This window comes from Mesorhizobium sp. AA23 (genome assembly GCF_001672435.1).
Lineage (GTDB): Bacteria > Pseudomonadota > Alphaproteobacteria > Rhizobiales > Rhizobiaceae > Mesorhizobium.
The window spans coordinates 127288-144305 of sequence record NZ_LYTP01000033.1; the positions used below are offsets into that span (position 1 = coordinate 127288).

The 17018-nt window shown below is 59.2% G+C and carries 15 protein-coding genes; 8 read left to right on the forward strand and 7 right to left on the reverse strand.

The window, feature by feature from the left end; translation table 11 throughout:
• The first annotated feature begins 143 nt into the window (after nt 1-143).
• Nucleotides 144-965, forward strand: a complete 822-nt coding sequence (locus A9K66_RS28520; RefSeq protein WP_067330534.1) for a universal stress protein — start codon at nt 144-146, stop codon at nt 963-965.
• Between the two features lie 121 nt (nt 966-1086).
• On the opposite strand, the gene A9K66_RS28525 is transcribed toward A9K66_RS28520, so the two are convergent.
• Both A9K66_RS28525 and ctaD read right to left on the reverse strand, forming a co-directional pair.
• On the reverse strand, nt 1087-1716 hold the full coding sequence (locus A9K66_RS28525; protein WP_067330537.1) for a Tim44/TimA family putative adaptor protein: 630 nt from the start codon (nt 1714-1716) through the stop codon (nt 1087-1089).
• Nucleotides 1717-1751: 35 nt separating this feature from the next.
• Nucleotides 1752-3347: a cytochrome c oxidase subunit I gene (gene ctaD, locus A9K66_RS28530; RefSeq protein WP_067330541.1), complete on the reverse strand. Its 1596-nt coding sequence runs from the start codon at nt 3345-3347 to the stop codon at nt 1752-1754.
• Between the two features lie 696 nt (nt 3348-4043).
• On the opposite strand from ctaD, the gene A9K66_RS28535 reads away from it, so the two are divergent.
• Nucleotides 4044-4589 carry a DUF488 domain-containing protein gene (locus tag A9K66_RS28535; protein ID WP_067330545.1) on the forward strand — a complete coding sequence of 182 codons (546 nt, stop codon included), beginning with the start codon at nt 4044-4046 and terminating at the stop codon, nt 4587-4589.
• An 8-nt stretch (nt 4590-4597) separates the two neighbouring features.
• On the opposite strand, the gene A9K66_RS28540 is transcribed toward A9K66_RS28535, so the two are convergent.
• Nucleotides 4598-5161, reverse strand: coding sequence for a nucleoside-diphosphate kinase (locus A9K66_RS28540; RefSeq protein WP_067330548.1), 564 nt, complete (start codon nt 5159-5161; stop codon nt 4598-4600).
• Nucleotides 5162-5320: 159 nt separating this feature from the next.
• A complete protein-coding gene (gene rnk / locus A9K66_RS28545; RefSeq protein ID WP_067330551.1) occupies nt 5321-5785 on the reverse strand; it encodes a nucleoside diphosphate kinase regulator in 465 nt (154 codons plus the stop codon).
• A gap of 439 nt (nt 5786-6224) precedes the next feature.
• Here rnk and A9K66_RS28550 point away from each other — a divergent pair, with 439 nt between their 5' ends.
• Nucleotides 6225-7082 carry a universal stress protein gene (locus tag A9K66_RS28550; protein ID WP_082954130.1) on the forward strand — a complete coding sequence of 286 codons (858 nt, stop codon included), beginning with the start codon at nt 6225-6227 and terminating at the stop codon, nt 7080-7082.
• Between the two features lie 241 nt (nt 7083-7323).
• On the opposite strand, the gene A9K66_RS28555 is transcribed toward A9K66_RS28550, so the two are convergent.
• The 3 genes from A9K66_RS28555 to A9K66_RS28565 form a co-directional block, all read right to left on the reverse strand.
• Nucleotides 7324-7626, reverse strand: coding sequence for a hypothetical protein (locus A9K66_RS28555; RefSeq protein WP_067330561.1), 303 nt, complete (start codon nt 7624-7626; stop codon nt 7324-7326).
• Nucleotides 7627-8047: 421 nt separating this feature from the next.
• Nucleotides 8048-9223 carry an MFS transporter gene (locus A9K66_RS28560; RefSeq protein ID WP_197507530.1) on the reverse strand — a complete coding sequence of 392 codons (1176 nt, stop codon included), beginning with the start codon at nt 9221-9223 and terminating at the stop codon, nt 8048-8050.
• Between the two features lie 135 nt (nt 9224-9358).
• On the reverse strand, nt 9359-11005 hold the full coding sequence (locus tag A9K66_RS28565) for a GMC family oxidoreductase N-terminal domain-containing protein (protein WP_082954132.1): 1647 nt from the start codon (nt 11003-11005) through the stop codon (nt 9359-9361).
• A gap of 411 nt (nt 11006-11416) precedes the next feature.
• Here A9K66_RS28565 and A9K66_RS28570 point away from each other — a divergent pair, with 411 nt between their 5' ends.
• The 5 genes from A9K66_RS28570 (at nt 11417) to A9K66_RS28595 (ending at nt 17017) form a co-directional block, all read left to right on the forward strand.
• A complete protein-coding gene (locus A9K66_RS28570) occupies nt 11417-12124 on the forward strand; it encodes a hypothetical protein (protein ID WP_245307743.1) in 708 nt (235 codons plus the stop codon).
• A 128-nt stretch (nt 12125-12252) separates the two neighbouring features.
• Nucleotides 12253-12843, forward strand: a complete 591-nt coding sequence (locus A9K66_RS28575; protein ID WP_245307744.1) for a DUF1349 domain-containing protein — start codon at nt 12253-12255, stop codon at nt 12841-12843.
• A 604-nt stretch (nt 12844-13447) separates the two neighbouring features.
• The gene (locus A9K66_RS28585; RefSeq protein WP_067330566.1) at nt 13448-14326 is read left to right on the forward strand and encodes a dihydrodipicolinate synthase family protein; all 879 of its coding nucleotides are present in this window, start codon (nt 13448-13450) and stop codon (nt 14324-14326) included.
• A gap of 81 nt (nt 14327-14407) precedes the next feature.
• A complete protein-coding gene (locus A9K66_RS28590; protein WP_082954133.1) occupies nt 14408-15988 on the forward strand; it encodes an ABC transporter substrate-binding protein in 1581 nt (526 codons plus the stop codon).
• Between the two features lie 72 nt (nt 15989-16060).
• The gene (locus A9K66_RS28595) at nt 16061-17017 is read left to right on the forward strand and encodes an ABC transporter permease (protein WP_067330568.1); all 957 of its coding nucleotides are present in this window, start codon (nt 16061-16063) and stop codon (nt 17015-17017) included.
• The last annotated feature ends 1 nt before the right edge of the window (nt 17018 follow it).

A 17018-nucleotide genomic window follows, 5' to 3' on the forward strand; every position in this document is an offset into this window, starting at 1 on the left:
GATCGCGCCGGCCGGCGAACTCCTCACTCCAACCATCGTTCGTCCTTGAGGTTGTTGAAACCTTGCCGGATCTCGCGGCAGGCCCTGTTGACGTTTGCGTTCCGGCGCCGCGATCAACCGCAACCAACGGAAGGAAAGCCAACATGGGCTACAAATCGATCGTTCTCAACCTCAACATCGACGGGATGGTCGCTCCTGTTGTCAAGCTCGGAGTCGATCTCGCCCAGCGCTTCGACGCGCGCCTGATAGGTCTGTCGGCCGCCGACGTTCCGCCGCCGGTTGTAATGGAAGGTGGAGTGGCCTTCGAAGGCGAGAGCATGATGCGCCAGCGCAAGAACATCAAGCGACGGCTCGAGGACCTCCACGCGCAGTTCGAAAGCATTGCTGGCACGACGGTTCATACGCAATGGCGTGGGACCGTGGGCAATCCGACCCGCTCGCTGATTGAATCGGCGCGGTTGGCCGATGTCATCGTCACAGCATCGCCGGAGGGTGCCAGTTTCGACGACGCGTATCGGTCGACCGACCTCGGCAATCTGATCCTTCAGGCCGGACGGCCCGTATTTGTGGCAGCGACCAACCAGGAGAATTTCCGCATCAACAAGGTTCTGGTCGGATGGAAGGACACGCGTGAAGCCAGGCGCGCGGTTCTAGATGCCATGCCCTTTTTGCGGATGGCTCAGGAGGTTCGGGTCATTACGATCGACGATGGCCCAACTGACCAAACCTGGAACGGGCTGGACGATGTTGTCGCCTTCCTGGACATGCACGGCGTAGAGGCCAAGGCGGAGGTGTTTCCGGAAAAATCCAATGGCCGAACGATCGCCGACGTCGCCGGCGCAATGAACGCGGATCTCGTCATATCCGGCGCCTATGGCCACAGCAGGTTCAGGGAGTGGATCTTCGGCGGCGCTACCCGCTCGCTACTTGAAGCTGATCGGCTGAACCGGCTCATGTCGAACTGATCGCCGGCACCGATGGCGGAGTGCATCCCACCTGCTGACAGATTTCGCGAACGCATCCCAGCCCGCTGGGTTGGTGCTCGTTAACCGTGACAAGCCTGCCGCCGGACCCTATCGCAAGAACTCAGGCTTGTTGTTGTTCGCCCTCGGTGACGATCAACATCCAGTTCCGCTTCCTTGACTGGGTTTGACAGGCGAACGTCCACGTATCGATCATCTCAACGATCTCCCAGGGATCGCCGGCGACGACTGCATTGTCGGCAGAGCGTGTAACGCTGACTACGTCGGAAACGTATCGAACAACTATCTCAGCGGTGCCATTCTCCACGAAAGCATCGACAACCTTCGTTTCGTCTGTCCTGATGAAGGTGAGTTCCAGCATCTCTTGCCGATCGCGCCGCCCGACGATATCTCGTTCGAAGGCATCAAGCACTTCCGGCCCGACGAGGCGCTGCAATGTCTGGATGTCACTCTCCGCAAACGCCCGCAGTATCGCTTCATAGGCCCTCCTGGCGCCGGACAGGAATGCACCGAGGTCGAAATCCGGGTCGATCTCACGAAGTGCATCCTGGGGCGTGTCCGCACAGGATGTGTGTTCGGCACTTTCGTCCCGCCGCGCCGCTGCAGTGTCCCGCTTGGCCCTCTCGTCGTTCCAGCGGGAGAGGAGCTGGCTCCAACTCCCAAGCATTGCCCAATAAAGCGCGAGAATCGCAACGAGAAGGATCTGGCTGGTCGGGTCTGAGGTCTCGCTCATGACATTCACCCATCGACTTGTCGAAGATGCCCATATCAGTGGATCCGGGGCAGCCTTTCCCACTGATGGAATGGCGGCGGCGACGGCAGCTGCCATTCAAGTGTGGTCGCCCCTTCGCCCCACGGGTTGGCGCTGGCCGGGCGCTTGCGGCTGAAAGCTTCTGCGACCGCGACGAAGAAGATGAACAGCCCCGCGGTCGAGATGTAGGAGCCGATCGAGGAGACGAAATTCCAGCCGGCGAAGGCATCGGGATAATCAGCGTAGCGGCGCGGCATGCCGGCCATGCCGAGGAAATGCTGCGGGAAGAAGACGAGATTGACGCCGATGAACATCGTCCAGAAATGCAGTTTCCCGAGCGTCTCGCTGTACATGTATCCGGTCATCTTCGGGAACCAGTAGTACCAGCCAGCGAAGATGGCGAAGACCGCGCCCAGTGACAGCACATAGTGGAAGTGGGCAATCACGAAATAGGTGTCGTGCAACGAGCGGTCGATTCCGGGGCTGGCGACCATGATCCCGGTGACGCCGCCGACGGTGAAGAGCAAGACGAAGCCGATAGCCCACAGCATCGGTGTCTTGAACTCGATCGATCCGCCCCACATTGTGGCCAGCCACGAAAACACCTTCACGCCTGTGGGAACGGCGATGACCATCGAGGCGAAGGCGAAGTAGCGCTGGCTGTCGAGGGAGATGCCGGTCGTATACATATGGTGCGCCCAGACGAGGAAGCCGATCAGGCCGATCGCCACCATCGCATACGCCATGCCGAGATAGCCGAAGATTGGCTTCCTGGCGAAGGTCGAGATGACGTGGCTGATGATGCCAAAGCCGGGCAGGATCATGATATAGACCTCCGGATGGCCGAAGAACCAGAACAGGTGCTGGTAGAGGATCGGGTCACCGCCGCCATCAGGAACGAAGAACGTCGTGCCGAAGTTGCGGTCCGTGAGCAGCATCGTGATCGCTCCGGCCAGCACCGGCAGCGACATCAGCAGCATGAAAGCGGTCACCAGCATCGCCCAGGCAAGGAGCGGCATCTTGTGCATCGTCATTCCTGGCGCGCGCATGTTGAAGATGGTCGTGATGAAGTTGATCGCGCCGAGGATTGATGACGCTCCCGCAAGGTGGATCGAAAGGATGACGAGATCGACCGCGGGACCAGGCTGGCCGGAGGTCGAAAGCGGCGGGTAGAGCGTCCAGCCGCCGCCATGGCCGAGCGTGCCTGGCGCTCCCGGCACGAACATCGAGGTGATGAAGAGGATGAACGCCATCACCAGCAGCCAGAACGAGATATTGTTCATGCGCGGAAACGCCATGTCGGGTGCGCCGATCATGATCGGTACCATCCAGTTGCCGAAGCCGCCGATCAGGGCCGGCATGAGAACGAAGAAGATCATGATGAGGCCGTGGGAGCTGACCACGACATTGTAGGCCATCGGATCCCTGAATATCTGCAGCCCTGGCTCCTGGAGCTCTATCCGGATCAGCATCGAAAGCGCGGTGCCGAGAATCCCCGCCAAGATCGAGAAGAGCAGGTAGAGCGTCCCGATGTCCTTGTGGTTGGTCGAGTACAGCCACCTGACCAGAAACCGGGGCTTGTGGCCTTCCATCGCTGCCGCTGGATTCGACATGGTGCGCTACCTGCCTTTCATTGCAGGCAAGCCTGATGGCTCTCGCGAGGGACGGCATTCATCCGCCGCGATCGGAGAACCAGGCGCTGTCTGCTTCGTGTTTTCAGTCGTCCGTGACATTGCGTCCATCGCAATGTCGTGGGCTTTGGAGCCGATCGGGCGTAAGCCAATGGCCAGCGGTCCGCCTGTGCATGGCCGCGAGCTTTCTGTCGAAGAAACCGCCGCCACATTCCGAGGCGCCAGCTCCGTACCGCCCCAAACGTGCTACGGAGGGAAGAGGAAGGCAAACGGAATTAAATGCCGCGTAAGTGCAAATTTATTGCTCTTGCAAGCGAGCTGGTGGGCATCAATCGCGCCCGCACCTTGCTTGAAATCGTCATTCGGGCAGCGTCTGGAAGACCGCGGTCGCCTTTGTACTGTGAGCGCACATCTGCACGCCGGGGGGCGAGTCTCAGGAATCAAATAGCCACGACGGAGCACAACTGATGCCGGCAATATTTCCGCATCGGCGCCGCAGCTCCCGATATTGAGTCAGGTAGGCTCGAGGTCGCGCAAGGCGCCGGAATCATCTATTCGGGAGCATGCCGCGGGAGTGAGGGACTGCAGGAGGCGCGAGGCGGATTTAAACACGTTGTGGATGATCGTTCCTCCCAGGCGCGAAGCCACATGGCTGGCTGTGGGTCGACAAGGGAGAAAATGCCTTATCCGTTTTACACTATCGGTCACTCGACCAGGTCGATTCCAGAATTCGTTGCCCTGCTGCATGTGGGAGAAGTCGCCCTGGTAATCGACATAAGAACCGTCAGACGCTCGCGGGCGAACCCGCAATTCAACACCGAGGTGCTTGCGGAAAGCCTGGCCCCGTTCGGCATTGGATATGAGTACATTGCCGAGCTTGGCGGCCTGCGGGGCAAGGCGCATGACATTCCACCAATGCTAAACGCGTTCTGGATTAACCAGAGTTTTCACAACTACGCCGACTACGCGTTGTCGGCGGAGTTTCATGACGGCCTGGCCCGGCTTGTATCGCTCGGCAGGGAGCGGCAGTGTGCCGTCATGTGCTCGGAAGCGCTGTGGTGGCGCTGTCACAGAAGGATCGTCGCGGACTACCTGATCAGCCGCGGCGAGTCCGTTTTTCATCTGATGAGCCATGACAAGGTCGTGCCGGCGAAACTCACCGACGTCGTGAGGGCAGGAGCCGATGGAATGCTTGTCTACCCGCCTTCACAGCCTTCGGCATAGTCGAGCCCTCAGGCAGCCGACGGCCCCGGGTCGTCGAACCCGGCGTTGAAAGCCGCCGCAACCTTGTTCTGAACTTCGTCGTGCGGTTCATCGGAACGATGGACGGCCCGCGGACCGTGTCCATCCAGCCGCAGCGAATCCGATGCAGCAACTCCCGCCAGTTTCAGTCTCTCGCGCCTTGCGGCTTCTGGTTGGTAAACCACTTCATGCACCGTCAGCGTTTCAAGCATCCCGTCCGCTGTCGGAATGGACATCGACTGCCCCTTGGCCAGACCGAGCAACGCCAGGCCTCGCGGATTGGTGATAGGCAAAAGCATGCCAACCAGACCGCGCATCTGGTCATGTGCGACGATGCGGGTTTCGGCAGGACCGTCGTTCACCCGATAGGCCACGCGGCTGCTGAGTGTCACGACGTTCGCTGGGATGTCATCGCGAAACATGACAACTGCGCTCGAAATCTTCCGCTGGAGAATAGTCGAGAAGGTTTCGTCGCGGATCGGATGGCGTTCCCGTATCACTTGAAGAATCGTGTAATCCTTGGTGGTCAGTTGGCAGGTGTCTATATTGGGCATGGTACGTCTCCAGCCGGCCCGCACAAGGCGATCCGGCAACTGCAGTTGATCGGATGTGAGGAAGTACCCCTGTGCCGGACCGAGATGAGCCGGCGCAGGGGTCAGACTCCCGCGATCAAGCTGCCTGCATGATTGAGGAGACGGACGGAGACGCCCATGTCAGACGCTCGCCGCCATCGTTGGAGACGCAGGTGCGAGCTGACTGACTCCATCACCTTGCGGGGCGGGCTGGGTCACACCAAGCACCAACAGTTCGTGCCGGCGCCCGTCTCGGGCGGTCCACATGATTGACTGTCCAGCCGAGAGGCCGATCAGGGCTGTGCCAATCGGTGTAAGAATCGAAACCTTGCCTTCGGAGATGTCAGCATCGCCAGGGAAAACCAGCGTTACCGTTCTCCGATCACCGGTGTCGGGCTTGAACGTCACAGTTGAACCCATCCGGACGGTACCGGCGGAGACCCAACCATCGGCGACGATCCGCGCGCGCTCGAGCTCGGCGAGCAGCTCATCGGAAGCCTCCGGATATCGTGCGGCGAAAGTGCTCGCGAGCACCGATAAGCGCGCATGATCCGACTGCGAGATGCGGATATTCGGCTTGCGCCGGATTTTCGAGTTTTTCTGCATCTAATGCTCATATTTCTACTGGCTCAGCCGCCATCAAAGGTGGCGGACAGGCGACTTCGGAAATTGATCCCAGTGCGCCAAAAGGTTGGAGCCCTGCTGATCCTAACATGTCGATTAAGCGTTACCCCTCGGCTCGGGGCGCATTGGCAGCCGGGCCGGGGGTTAAGATCCCGCGATGGGGCAAACCCGGAAAAGAAAATCACGACAGAATTTGGCTGCGGCGTTCATATAGGTATAGTTGGTGACGTAATTCGTGAAGTCAAGGCGGACAATGGCAGGCTCAGCCGCAAGACCTGCCAAAAGCGGCACCTTGAAACAGTTGAGCCAGCGCCTGGGGTGACTCGGCGGACAAACGAGACCATCGTCACTTAGATCACTACCCAAAGTCTCCCGAAGGAAGGGGATGGTGATCTCATGGACGAGGAAGACGGAACCTGGCATGAAAATCCTTGCGGCGACAGATTTTTCCACCCGGTCACAACGGGCATTGCGGCGGGCCGGCCTTCTGGCCCGGAACGTTGCCGCGGAACTCACGCTCGTCCATGTCGTCGACGACGACCAACCCTCAGCCATAGTCCGGCTCGAAACCCGCGAGGCCCGAAGATATCTTGCAGAACAAATGACCTCGATCGCCGAGTTGAAGGGACTCCAATGTGATTTCGCAGTCGTGACCGGGAATCCGTTCCGCGGCATTTTGAATGCGGCCGAGGCGCGCGGGGTCGATCTCATTGTCATGGGCGCGCACCGCAAGCAATTGCTCCGTGATGTCTTTGTGGGAACGACGATCGAACGTGTGATCCGCACCGGACAATTCCCAGTGCTCATGGTGAATGCTGAGGTAGAACATTCCTACAAAAAAGTGATGGCTGCCGTGGATATGTCCGAGCCGTCGGCGCGCGCAATAAGCACGGCGAAGGAAACCGGATTGATAGGCGAGGCCAGTTTTTCGCTGGTCCATGGGTTCGATGCCTTCGCCAAGGGAAAAATGTCAAATGCCGGAATAGGCAAGGACGAGTTGGCGAGCTACGTGGCGACAGAACGTTCGCAGGTGGAAAAAGAACTCATAGCATTTCTGGAAGCGAACGACTTTGACGTCGACAATTGGTCGCTGCAAATTAGGGAAGGCGGCCCGGTCGAGGCGATCATGGAGGCAATTAACGAGGTGGCGCCCGATCTTCTGGTGATCGGAACGCATAGCCGTTCGGGCTTCATCAAATTATTTCTGGGAAGCGTGACAGAAAGCCTTCTGCGTTCGGTCGACGTGGATGTTTTTGCGGTACCGCCTATCCGAAGTTGATCAAGGTCCGCATGGATCATCATCGTTGTTCGTCTTGGGAATCCGCGGTCACCACGAATTGAGCGGGACGCCACCATGCCCTCGCTGCGGTCCCGTGAAGCGCCGCGCGTGCCATGAGTTTCCCGCAAACGACCACGCTAAGAGCAGACTGTTCAAAGTGTACCCAGAAGCAGCGGTGGGCTCGCTGATTTCGATTACATCGCCTCGCGCGCGGTGTACCGTTGAGGACCCTGCCCAGGATCTATGGAACGGCATCCGTGCCAACGATGCCCCCCTCATTCTCGAGAACGCTGATCCGCCTGACCTCGGAGCGGTTTAGTTTCAGGCGAACCCCGATACCGCCGCCGTTCTCGGCAATAAAAAAGGCGCCGGCGCCTTCGAGCGCGATTTGGAGCCTATTACAGACTTCGTAGTCGGGGAGTGTGATCCGACGTTCGAATTCCTCGATGGCCAGCGCATCCACGCCTGAATTGCTGGCGAGCTTTTCGCGGGTCCATTCGACCAGCGCGCGAGCAGCGCGGCATTGAGCTCCAGTGATCGTCATAAGTTACCCTTTCAGACGCTTTCGGGAGCGACATCGCTGTCTGCTGAAAGCCAGTATGCTCCGGCGCGATGGCTCGACCCGTCAGAAATGGATATCGAGTCCGAAAAAGGGAAGGGCCGATGCCGTTGGCTGGTGTCGAAATTGTGAAGCTCCCGTTCCGCTTCGGCCCTTTTCAGACATCCAGTCTCATATTCAGTTGGTAACCGTGTTCGCCCCTACAACATAACTTGGCTCGGCAGCACGCGATCGGCTTGTGCCCAGTCGGACGAATACCATTGTTCCGCGAAACCTGCACCCCGGCTGTACGTCAGTGTCAAAAGCTAACTGCGCGAGGCCATACAGCTGGCAGCTACGTCCTTGGCGAGGCCTAAGAATGCACGCGAGCCATCCGCCTCACCACGGACGGGTGAGTGGCCAAACCCTAGCATTTGCTCGAGCGCGCTGACGCCGAAACTGCGACAAATGCCATTAGGATGACGGATAAGCTGCCGACGAGCGACGAAATCTGAGCGATAAAACCCAACAATCCAGGCCCAAGAAGCAATCCCGCGTATCCCATCGTCGTCACGATTGACATTGCCCGAGCAGCAGAAGTGCCACCTGCACGCCCGGCGGCGGCGAAAAGTGTGGGCACGACGTTTGCTAGGCCAAGACCGCTTATGGCGAGCGCTATCAGAACAACAGGAAGATTGCCGCCCATCCGGATCATTGTGAACACCGAGCCTGCGCAAACTATTGTGCAATAGCGCAACATTGGCATCTGGCCGATCCGCTTAACGATGGCGTCACCGAATAGGCGGCCGGTTGCCATCATGGTTGCAAATGCCGCAAAACCATAGGCGCCTGTGCTTTCTGCTCCTCCGGATCGGGTCACGATGTAAATAGCGCTCCAATCCATCATCCCGCCCTCGGCCAGCATCCCCAAGAATGCCAGGCCACCAAGCAGGTAAAGATGCTTCCTTATTGCATTATCGAATTTGCCATCCGTCGCCTCAATGGAGTCGGCAGGATCGTCGAACCGGCCTGAATTGTTCCATCCTATGCAGGCGACGACCGCGACTGCCGCAACACCAAGTCCCGCCACCCCAAGACAAACGGCCAAGGCGCCGCCGTTGGACAGTATCTGGCCGACAACGAATGCGCCGATCAGGCTTCCGAAACTGAATACGGCATGAAAAGAGGACATTGCTTGCCGACCCATGTGACGCTCCACTGTCGACGCATCAATATTCATCGATACGTCGAGCGTCCCGAAACCGATACCGGCAAAAAACACAATCAACGCCAGCCAATAGGTGCCACCGGCGTACGGGAGGGCCAACAGCGCTGCGCCGAACGTTAGAGATCCCAGCAAGCTGAGCACACTGCTCGGGGCAATGACAGCCAAGCGACCGATATTGGTCATCATCACAATTGCGCCCAGAGCGAAGCCAATCAGGATCCACCCGAGTTGCGCCTTGTCCAGTTCCATTTGAGCGCTGAGGACTGGAAGTGAGGACGCCCAAGCTCCGATGCCGACGCCTGCTCCCAAAAAGAAAAGGCTGCAAAAGAAACGGCTGCTTCGGATCGCAGGGGAGATCGTCGAGCTGTCCTTCACTATCGCTATTCTCTCTGGTGTGGCGTTCAAATTGAGACACCGGTGATTGGAGCGAGGCCGTCATGGTTGGGGGTGGCCAAGGCAGGCCACCGCGGGCGCCGGCTAATCTTTGAGAGGGAGCAGGGTCGCGCGTTTCTACTTGCCATGCTGGACAAAGTTCGCAGTCCTCTCGCCGATCATAATGCACACAGCGTTGGGATTGCCGGATATGAGCGTTGGCATGACCGACGCATCCGCCACGCGAAGGCCTTCGATACTGTGGACGCGAAGCTCGGGATCAACCACTGCCATGCCGTCCTTGCCCATTCGGCAGGTGCCTGCAGGATGCAGCGCCGGATGCGCGACCTCTTGGCAGAACTTTCTCACCTGTAGTGGCGTCGCTGTCCCGGCGGACGGGATCTGCCTTGAGGCAATGTAGCGGCGGATGGCGGGTCGCTCCATGATATCGAACGCCCCCATCGTTCCTTCAACCACCGCATCGAGATCATAGGGGTCGGAAAAATACCGCGGGGCCACGCGTGGGTTGGCGTAAGGATCGGCACTTTTCAGCGTCACTTCCCCTCGAGACCGAGGCCGGATCTGTCCTAGGTTTATCGTGCAGCCGTTTCCGCCCGGGACGGCGTCGACGCCTTCCTCGATGCCCGCACCCACGACCATGAAATATTGCACATCCGGGATCGCTTCGCTTGTGTTGCCCCACCAGAACGCCCCTCCTTCGATCAGATTGGAAGAAGCCGGGCCATCCCTGAACAGTAGATAGTTCAGGCCAGCCGCGGCTTTCCAGTGCGGCTTCTTGTATTTGTCGTAGCTGTGGGGCCCGTTCAACTGATAGACGAGCGATATCTCGATATGGTCCTGCAGGTTCTGTCCGACCCCGGGCAGATCGGCAACGACAGGAATGCCATGTCCGCGCAAAGCGTCGGCCGGACCGATCCCTGATAACATCAGCAATTTCGGCGAGGCAATCGCACCTGCCGACAAGATTACTTCGCGACTGGCCATGAGGGCCCATTTGCGGCCCTTCGCTACATACTCGACCCCGACGGCCCGCCCCTTTTCGACAATTATCCGCGTGACCGTGGAACCCGTTCGAACCTGGAGATTAGGTCGGTGGCGGGCGGGTTTGATGAAGGCCGTTGCGGCGCTGCTGCGCCGCCTGTTTTTGGCGGTGATCTGGTAAAGACCGCAGCCGGCCTGATCGCCGGAATTGAAATCAGGATTATAGGGCAGCCCAGCCTGCTGGCACGCCTGCAGCCAGGCGCGTGTGAGGGGGTGGATATGGTCGATGTCGGAAACGCCTAGCGGTCCCCCTACGGCGTGGGCCTGGTTGCAGAACCGGTTGTTGTCTTCCGACCGCCGAAAGTAGGGCAACACATCATCATAATTCCAGCCATCCGCGCCGAGCGCTTCCCACCGCGCATAGTCGGATGGCGCGCCGCGGATATAGATCATCGCGTTGACGGAACTGCCGCCGCCCAGCACCCGGGCCTGGACCATCGTCGGCTGCTCGACACGGGATTGGGCTGCGGTTGGTTCCCAGGGAATCCTTTTCAATAGAGGCCCTTGTGCGGTCTTATAGTAGGCACCCGGGATATGGATGTAGGGATTGAAGTCGCGTGGGCCTTCCTCCAGCAGGAAGACCGAGGCATCAGGATCTTCCGAAAGCCGCGCGGCAACCACGCATCCAGTCGAGCCGCCGCCAACGACTATGTAGTCACAGTTGGTCTGCACAATTTCATCCCGCGGTCGGATGCCCAAGAGGGCCGAGCCATACTTTGTCATGGGGTCGAGATCCTCTGATCGAGCTCCAGCCTGAGGTCGGGTTCATGCCGGATTTTGGCGCGGCAGATCTCCTGTTCGATCATCGATACGACGCAATGTCGAAGCTGCCTCTGCCAATCTCGCCCAGTAGGCAAACATCGAGAGCTCATTACAAGTTCGCAACGCATGGAACATGGAAGCAATGTGACGCGCCGAGCGAGAGAGTTCGCTGTGGTGAGGTCACTCTTTGCCTGGCATTGCTGGCGCCCTGAGAGCCAGTCTTTCGAAGGCACCCGATTGCCGGCTTACCCACCGGGACCGGCGCACTTCGCAATATGGCGCAGAATTGACGTCAAGTTACGACAAGAATCGTCCAGACGCGCACTTCTTTTGGCGTCCGCATTGTGGTGTGGTCGGGCTCAGGTTAACCTGATGATGGACGACAAAACCGTGCCGAACCAGACGAGAGACCTTTCGTTTGCCGACGACTTCATCTTCGCCAAGCTCGTCGAAGATGTCCACGACTATCCCGTTGAAGACGCTGTCGTTGTGAATGTCAGCCCCAGCGCGATGATCACCGGAGATGAGCATCCGGCGATCGTGCCTGCCTGGAAATCGACATGGCTGAAGGGCGGGCAAATCAAATCCGCGGAACGGGCGGCGCTTCTGAAGGTGCGAAAAGCCACCAATCTCGGGGGGTGCATGTTCCGCGGCTGGGACTGGCTTGGCAATCGAATCAAAAGTTTCCCACGCGACACGCCGCTGTTCATTTCCCCGCAGGATGAGATCGGCACGGTCAGCACCGATCCTTTGGTATTCACCAACGAGCGCGCAGCACCCGGCACCCCGCAGACGTTCACGCTCAAGCTGAACCTTTGGTGGTCGCCGGGAGACACTGACTGCTTCATTCACAATGAGCATCGCTTCCTTGAAACACACACGCAAATCCACGGCTCCGGCCGGATGCAGAAGTTTCGACTTCGTGACGAAACCACAATTTATGAAGACGTTGTGATGCCGGTCGGTTATTCGCATGACCCCTTCTGCAGGGTCAGCGGCAAGAATGAGTGGGCCTACCCATGGCACCGCTACTACGCGGATACCGATTCGGTGTGGCTCGCCATAGAACTCCACCCCTGAATTCGGCGATCCTTGGCGCGCTTCGCGGGCGGTATCAAGCATTGGCGCCGAGTGCCGTTCTCAGCGCTGTTTAAGCCGGTCAAAACCGGCCGGCTCTCGGCGGAATTTGTTGAAGTGAAGGAAAAAACATGAAGCTCGACAGCATGCGCGTTGAGGGGGCTGACAACGGCTCCGCGGCAATCGAGAACGCCTCGGTGCGGCTGCGGGCCAACGCGAACACGGACTGGTTCTTCGCCCCGAGCGGCAAAAGCCGGGCCGCGAATGTCACGCGATTGGTGCGCGAGATCGACGAGCAGCATTTTGCGCTGTCTGCCAGGGTCTCTGTCGACTTCGCCTCTGCTTACGATGCCGGCGCGATCTTCATCGAATGTGACGACAACAATTGGGCAAAGGTCGCCTTCGAATTTTCTGCCGCGCGTAAGCCGACCATCGTGAGCGTGGTGACGCGCGGCACATCCGACGACTCGGACGGTCCTCGTCATTCCGGCGCCCACGTGTGGCTGCGTGCTTATTGCGATGGCGAGACGGTCGCGTTCCATTTTTCGGAAGACGGCAAATACTGGAATTTCCTGCGCTGGTTCACTCTGCCCGGTGTAGCAAGGCGGCCGGTGCGTATGGGACTTGGCGTTCAATCGCCGACGGGCGAGGGGACGACGGCTGTTTTCTCTGACGTCCAGCTTTCTGTGGCCAAGATCAGCGATCTGCGCAACGGACAATAGCTGACCGTACTTTGGCCGTTGAGGACAGCTGCCTCAGTTCGTCTCATATCATCGATCTCGGTCGGGCATACAGCGACTGACCGTCCTTTATCGTCGTCCGCATCGCTTTCCCTGCCAGACGCCGACGGTGATGCGGGATGGGGCAGGACACTGTGATCGGGGTCACGGATGTCACGCCGTCGCGTTACGGGGGTGGCCTGTTTCCAGGTCGCAAGAACAGTGATCCTTACGGATCGGCCGAGGTACGGGGCCTTGAGCACAAGCGCGATCGCCGCGCCAGGAGTGCAAAGGTCGCAAAGGGTGTAGTGCGGGATTTGGTTGCCACCAAGCCCGCGCAACTCATGCCATGACCCCGCTGTGTGCATTCTCGTCTTGCGCCACAAGATCGGTGCTCCGACCGCGTCGCATTATGGCCGGCTTCATTGCTCCCCGCACGAAGATGCCTGTTGACCAGCGAACGGATTCGGGGGGCTGAAAACCAAGCGCAGCAAGCCTGTCTCGGTCATTCAGCGCCGTCATTGCGAAATGCCCTTGACAAGCTCCGCGCTTCGCAGGATGTTCATTCAGTAATAGTGGCTTTCACTAGGTGAAATAAGGAACTGCAATGGCGACTGTGCTTCAAAAGGACGAGATCAAGGGGATCATCCCGCCGCTCGTTTCGACGTTTAGACCCGATGGTGATCTCGACCTGGATCTCTTCAAGGGTGAGCTTCGGTTCATGGAAAGCGCTGGCATTCGCCTTGCCGTGGTCGGCGGAAGCACAGGTTCGGGGGATGAGCTTTCCGCAGAAGAACTCGAGCTCTTGGTGGAAACAGCCACGGCCAACAGCAAGCTGCGCGTAATCGCAGGGATAATCACAACCACAACCCGCGACGCCATCAAGCGTGGTCTGCTAGCCAAGCAGGCCGGCGCCTGTGCGCTGATGCTTGGGCCGCCAATCTATAATACCCCATCGGGGGAGGGGCTGGAGAAGTTCATCCAGGATGTTGGGGCGGCGACCTCTCTACCCATCATCTACTATAACCACTTCTTCAACCCCCCTGCCGTCATGCAGCGCGTAGCCCAGCTGCCCGAAGTCATCTGCGTGAAGGAAGTGGCGCTGGAGCCGGTGACGGAACTCGTCCAGACCGTCGGCGACCGGGTCGCCATTGCCGCTGGCGCGGACAGCGTGAACATTGCGAGCTTTCTGTTTGGGGCGCAGGCCTCGATTTCCGGCATCAACACCGTCATCCCGAAACAGTACGGGGAGATCTTCGCCGCCCACGCGGCGGGCGACTACGTCCTTGGCCGGAAGCTGACGGACAAGATCGCGCCGCTCGCACGGGAGATGACCAAGAGCGTGAATTTCCCCGCCCGCATCAAGTTTGCCATCAACGCTCAAGGCCGCAAGGTGGGTGAACCGCGCAAGCCCAATGGCAACCTGGCCAAGCAGGACCAGGAAAACATCCTGAAGGCCCTCAAGCTTGCTGGACTGCTTGCCTAAGCCGTGGCCAGGCGCGAGCGCTCCGTCCATTGGTTGAATGAACAAGCCGAAGAAAACCATCTAAACAGGAGGGAATGTGGAATGAGCAAGGACATAAATCGCCCAAAGGCAGATTCGACGCTTATCGGGCGGCGCGATGTGCTGAAGACAGGCTTGTTGTTGGGCACCGGTATGATGCTTGCCGGGGCGGGGCTTCGCCCGGCCCTGGCCGATGAACCGAGGCGGGGAGGGACGCTCCGCGTCGGTCTAGGCGCAGCCGGGGCGAAATCGTCGCTCAACCCCTTCATCTCGACAGGCGATATGGATTTCGCCGTCGCCCAGTCGATCTTCGACCGGCTCACCGACTTCGACAAGGATGGCAATCTCTACAACAAGCTGGCGGATGACTTCACTCACAACGCCGAGGGCAACGTCTGGAAAATCAAGCTCAAGAAAGGTGTGGTCTGGCATGACGGCGCGCCTTTCACGGCCAAGGACGTCGTCTACACCATCCAGTACATCCTCAATTCTGACAACAAGGCCGATGCCTACCCCAACCTGGCGCCGCTCATGGAGCCGAAAGGGGTACGCGCGCTCGACGCCAATACGGTCGAAGTCGAATTGAAGCAGCCCCATGCGCTGCTGCCGCAAGTGCTGGGCAGCAAGGTCATGTTCCTCATGAAGGACGGCACGACCGACTTCGACAAGCCGATCGGGACCGGGCCCTTCAAGTTTGTGTCATGGTCCCGCGGTCAGCGGGTGACGCTGGCACGCAGCGATAACTATCGCACGCCCGACCAGCCATATCTCGATGGGGTCGAATTCATCGCGATCAACGACCCGACCGCGCGCATGAATGCGCTGGTGGCCAACCAAGTCGATGCCGTGGCTCAGCTCGATGGAAGTCTTGCGCGCCTGATTGAAGCAAATCCCGCACTCACCCTGCTGCGCTCGAAGAGCGGTGCCACGACCGACCAATTCATGATGACGAACCTGAAACCCTTTACGGACGTGCGCGTCCGCCAGGCGTTCCGGCTCATGATCGACCGCCAGCAACTGCTCGACAACGCATTGTCGGGATATGGCAGGATTGGCAACGACCTGCATTGCATCACGGATCCAGACTACGCCTCCGAACTGCCGCAACGCGCTTACGACCCGGATCAGGCGAAATCGCTGCTCAAGCAGGCGGGCTTTGACAATAGCCAGGCGATCACCCTCTACACCTCGGATGCCGCTCCAGGCATGCAGGCGTCGGCTACGCTCATCGCCAACCAGGCCAAGAAGATCGGCGTCAACATCGAACTTCTGGTCGTGCCGCCCGACAGCTACTATTCCGGCCCGAACTTCAAAAAGACGCAGATGGGCAGTTCGGATTGGGGACAGCACACTCTCGAATCCCAGTTCGGCCAAGGCTATGCCCGGGGTGCCTACTGGAACGAACCGGATTGGACCAGTGACGAGTTCGACAAGTGGGTAAGCAAGGCAAGAACCACGTTCGATGGCCCCAAGCGCCGCGAATATTATGTGGAGGCTCAGAAGGTCCTGTGGAACGAGGGAGCTTACATCATCTGGGGCTTCCGTGATCTTCTCGACGCCGCCAGCGCCAAGGTCAAGAATATCGTTCCCTCCACCCAGAGAAATCTCGGCTATTATCAGTTCGAAAGCGTCTATCTCGGGTAAACTGCAGCCGCCGTGGCCAGCCAAGCCGCGGCGGCTCCCTTTTTCTGAAGGTGAGACCCCTTGAATAAACCCTTGCTGCAGCTTCTGTTGACAAGAATAGTCCTGGCTGTCGTCACTCTTTTTGCCGTCTCCATTGTCGTCTTTGCCGCGACCCAATATCTGCCGGGAGATCCGGCCCGGGCAGCGCTCGGTGCCAAGGCGGACCCTTCGGCGGTGGAGGCGCTCAGGCGCGAGTTTGGCATGGATCGGCCGGCCGTCGTGCAATATGCCAGCTGGATCGGGAGCGCACTCACCGGCGACTTCGGCCGGTCAATTCCGTCCGGCCGGCCAGTCTGGGAGACGATTGGGCCGAGGGCCGTCAACACCCTGATACTGACGGTCACATCGCTGCTCCTGCTGATACCGCTCTCCTTCGTGCTCGGCGTTGCCGCGGCGATCTACAAAGACAGATTGGCCGACCACCTGATATCAGTTCCGACAATCGTGACCGTTGCCCTGCCTGAGTTCGTAATCGGCACGGTATTGATTGTGCTTTTCGCGGTTTATCTTCGTTGGTTGCCGCCGGTTTCGCTGATCAACGACAGCCTTCCGCTTTCATCTCAATCGACCCTTTTCATTTTGCCGGTCCTGACCCTGCTCGGCACAACGCTGGCCCAGGTCGTACGCATGGTGCGGGCGGTGGCACTCGAAGTGTTGAACGCCGAATACATCTATATGGTACGGCTGAGGGGCATAAGCCCCGTGCGGGTGCTATTACGTCATGTTCTTCCCAACACCATCACACCCAGCATCCAGACGATCGCGTTGAATGCGGCCTGGTTGGCCGGCGGAGTGGTGGTCACCGAGTCCGTCTTTCAACTGCCGGGCATCGGCAGCGCGCTCTCGGAAGCGGTTATCAACCGAGACATGCCGACAGTGCTGGCCATCACGCTGATCATCACGGCGACCTATGTGCTTATCAACCTGGTGTCCGAAGCGCTGATCCTTCTTCTTAATCCAAGGCTGCGCGTGGCGCGCGGTACGACCTAGC